This window comes from uncultured Fibrobacter sp., from assembly GCF_937877005.1.
Classification (GTDB): domain Bacteria; phylum Fibrobacterota; class Fibrobacteria; order Fibrobacterales; family Fibrobacteraceae; genus Fibrobacter.
The window spans coordinates 1-3,362 of record NZ_CALEFV010000092.1; the positions used below are offsets into that span (position 1 = coordinate 1).

At 55.4% G+C, this 3,362-nt stretch carries 2 protein-coding genes and 1 pseudogene; all 3 read right to left on the bottom strand.

Annotated elements, in window-relative coordinates; all coding sequences use genetic code 11:
- Positions 1-359: pseudogene (locus Q0628_RS04730) on the bottom strand (ComF family protein); the annotation flags it as partial.
- Positions 360-439: 80 nt separating this feature from the next.
- Positions 440-1,693: a rod shape-determining protein RodA gene (gene rodA, locus Q0628_RS04735; RefSeq protein WP_298768646.1), complete on the bottom strand. Its 1,254-nt coding sequence runs from the start codon at positions 1,691-1,693 to the stop codon at positions 440-442.
- Positions 1,690-3,362 (bottom strand): penicillin-binding transpeptidase domain-containing protein (locus tag Q0628_RS04740; protein WP_298768648.1); only part of this gene is annotated, 1,673 nt, incomplete at its 5' end. The genes Q0628_RS04740 and rodA, both read right to left, overlap by 4 nt.

The window sequence follows — 3,362 nt, forward strand, 5'->3', positions numbered from 1 at the left end:
AGCCTCGCCCTATGCAGCGGCACAGGGACAAAATAAAGCGGTTGCGGAAGCAGCGCAAGTTCCTGCCCCACTACTCCATCGCGAACCGCCGTCGAATGGATAACCAAATAAGTCGCCATACCGGGAACGCTCTTGTACTTCAAGGCATGGACAAGCCGGCGACTCAGCGGACGCATCGGAAAAAGACAGTAGGTATCCGGATTCGGGAACGAATAAGCCTGCGACTCCCTAACGAGGGCTCGAATACAGTCAGGACATAGCCACGGGTCCAATCTTTCGGACGCATGACCGCATCCAAGACACTGCATTCCAAAAACGAACTCCCCCACCCCACGGCCAACTTTCTTGATCCATTCCATCTAGGCTCCACGGGGCCCCATGGGTCCCCCATCTATACACGATTTTTTTGTGCAAAAAAAGCCTAGGCACAAGACAAAAATTAGTGGCGGCGCCCCTGGAAACGCAGGCAGAGCAAAAAACCCACCAGCACCATGCAGGTCAGCGCAAAGGACCCACCATAAGAAAGGAACGGCAGCGGAAGTCCTGTCACGGGCATCAGACCTATCGTCATGGCGATATTGACCAGAATGTGGAACAGGAAAATCGTCGAGGCGCCCATCACCATCAGGGTCACGAACGAATCCGAAGACTGCTTGCATATGGACGTTGCACGCCAAAGGAACAATGCATAAAGCGTCAAGACGACAGCGCACCCCACAAAGCCGAACTGCTCTCCCAGCACGCTAAAGATGAAGTCCGTATGTTCTTCGGGCAAGAAAGCGAGGTTCGTCTGCGTGCCGTTACCAAAACCCTTACCGGTAAGGCCTCCGGAACCAATGGCCGTCAGCGACTGCAACACCTGATAGCCATCACCCAGGGGATCGCTCATCGGATCCAGGAACGTATTTACGCGCTTCTGCTGGTGCGGTTCCAGCATGTTCCACACCATGGAACTCGCGTATCCGGCCAGGATGTTCGTCATCAGGAAAAAGCCCGTCAGCACCTTCGGTAGATGGCGGCGAACCAAAGCAAAGACGACTGCGCAAATAAGGATTCCCCAAAGCACCTCGAAACCGATAGCCTGCGAGTGCGACAACAACACCGACAGCACCGGACTTACAACCAGGAACATGTCCGTCAGGGTCAATCCAGCAAAGAAGAACCCTACCATCGTCACCGCAATAAACACGAGTGCCGTACTCAGGTCCGGCTGTTTCAAAACTAGGGCAAAGGGTACGATAAACAAGAAGAACGGAACGACAAAGCTCTTTATCTTGTACAGGCTTACCGGATGTTTCGAAAGCCAGTACGAAATGGTTAGCAGGTAAGCAATCTTTGCAAATTCGGATGGTTGCAACTTGAAAACACCGAAATCAATCCAGCGACCCGCCCCCTTCGTCACGTCACCAGCCGAAGAAAGGACCACGCAAAGCAGCAATAGGGAAATGACATACAGCGGCACCGCACTCCGCTTCAGCCAATCAATCCGCACAAAAATAAGAGCTACAGCAAAACCGATACCGCAAAGGAAATAAACAATCTGCTTGAACCAGAACTTGTCCAAAATCGATATATCCTCGGCAATGGTTGCCGAATACACCAAAGTAACGCCGCACGCCATCAGCGCAATCGTCAGCACAATGAAAAGCCAGTCAAATTTCAGGGACTGATCCAAAAAGCGTCCAGATTTCATTCTGTGGCCTCCCCATCCCTTTCCTTGTTAGCAAAATAGGCTTCCATCACCTTTCTCGCAATCGGGCCCGAAACGGAACCGCCACCACCGGCAGCTTCCATAATCACGGCCACGGCAATTTCCGGGTCATAAAGCGGCGCGACCGCAGCATACCAAGCGTGAGTCTTTTCGCCCTTCTTCCATTCTCCTGAACCGGTCTTTGCACCCACGCGAATTCCCGGGATAGCCCCGCGCTTGCCCGTTCCTCCGGGATGGTTCACAACGGAATCCATCGCGGCAAGCAGAATACGATGCGTGTAAGGTTTCATGTTCCCGAGCCTTATGATTTCCGGTTCGTAGCGACGAACCACGTTACCGCGGCTATCACGCAGTTCCTTCATAAAATGCGGACGGTACACCCCCTTTCCCGTCGCAAGAGAACCGATCAAGGTTGCCTGTTGCAACGGAGTCACAATCTGTCCCTGACCGATAGAAAGATTCAGAATCAGGCCACGGGCCCACCGCCAGCCCAGACGCTTGTTGCGCGCATTAAAGGAAACGGAATCCGGGAGCCACCCTCCCTTTTCACCGGGAATATCGATACCCAGGGGTTGCTCGCCCAGACCAAAGCGGCGGCCAAACTCGTTGATACGCGCCATGTCGATATCGAGACCAGCCTGGTAAAAGAACACATCGCAGCTAAGGCGTATCGCATTGACCACGTTCAAGCTTCCGTGAGAGCCCCAGCACTTCTGGTAGCGGGCTCCGTACTGGTATCCCCCCGTGCAGGGTTTCGGATAGAACTTGTTTTCGGTAAGGATTCCATTTTCAAGACCCGCACCCGCCGTCACCAACTTAAAGACGGAAGCCGGGGGATACGTACCCGAAATGGCGCGGTTCGTAAGCGGCCTCATGGAATCAAGAGCCACGTGAGCCCAGCCCTTGTTTCGCTCACGCTTCTTGAGCGAGAAAATGTTCGGATCCAGCCGCGGAGAAGAAACCATCGCGAGGATTTCTCCATTCCTAGGATCAATAGCCACAAGAGCGCCCTTCGCGCTATCGGGAATCGCTTCTTCGGCAACCTTTTGCAGACGCAGATCGATCGTCGAAACCAGACGAAGGCCCGGAACCGGATCCGTTCCCTCGATTCCCTCTACCAGACCAACTTCACGACCCGAGGCGTTCACCTCGACAAGCTTCATGCCATTCTTGCCCCGGAACTCCTTGTCCCTGGCCTCGGTGCGGACCTGGGCCCAGGTTTCGGTGCTGATCCAGCCGTAGCTTTCGGCGGCGAACCGGCGGTTCAGGCCCGGTGCCCGGTTTTTGGCGATGAGGGCGGCTTCGATGGGAATGGTGCCGGAGCCGCAGAAGGGGTCCCAGAAAAATTCCCGGCCCCGGTAGCGGGTCAGCTGGATCATACCGGCGGCGAGGGTTTCGTGGAGCGGCGCATCGTTGCCGATGGCCCGGTAGCCCCGCTTGTGCAGGCCCTGTCCGGAGGTGTCCAGGGACAGGGTCACCTGGTCATTGAGGATGGTAAAGTGGAGCTGGAACTTGATGCCCGTCTCGGGGAGCCAGGAGGTGCCGTATTTTTCGCCCAGACGGCGGGAGGCGGCCTTTTTGACGATGGCCTGGCAGTCGGGCACGCTCATCAGCTGGGAGTTCAGGCAGTGACCCTTCACAGGGAAAGCAC

Excerpts from the sequence above, each read along its gene's own strand:
- rodA (WP_298768646.1), bottom strand. The coding sequence starts at position 1,693 with ATGAAATCTGGACGCTTTTTGGATCAGTCCCTGAAATTTGACTGGCTT.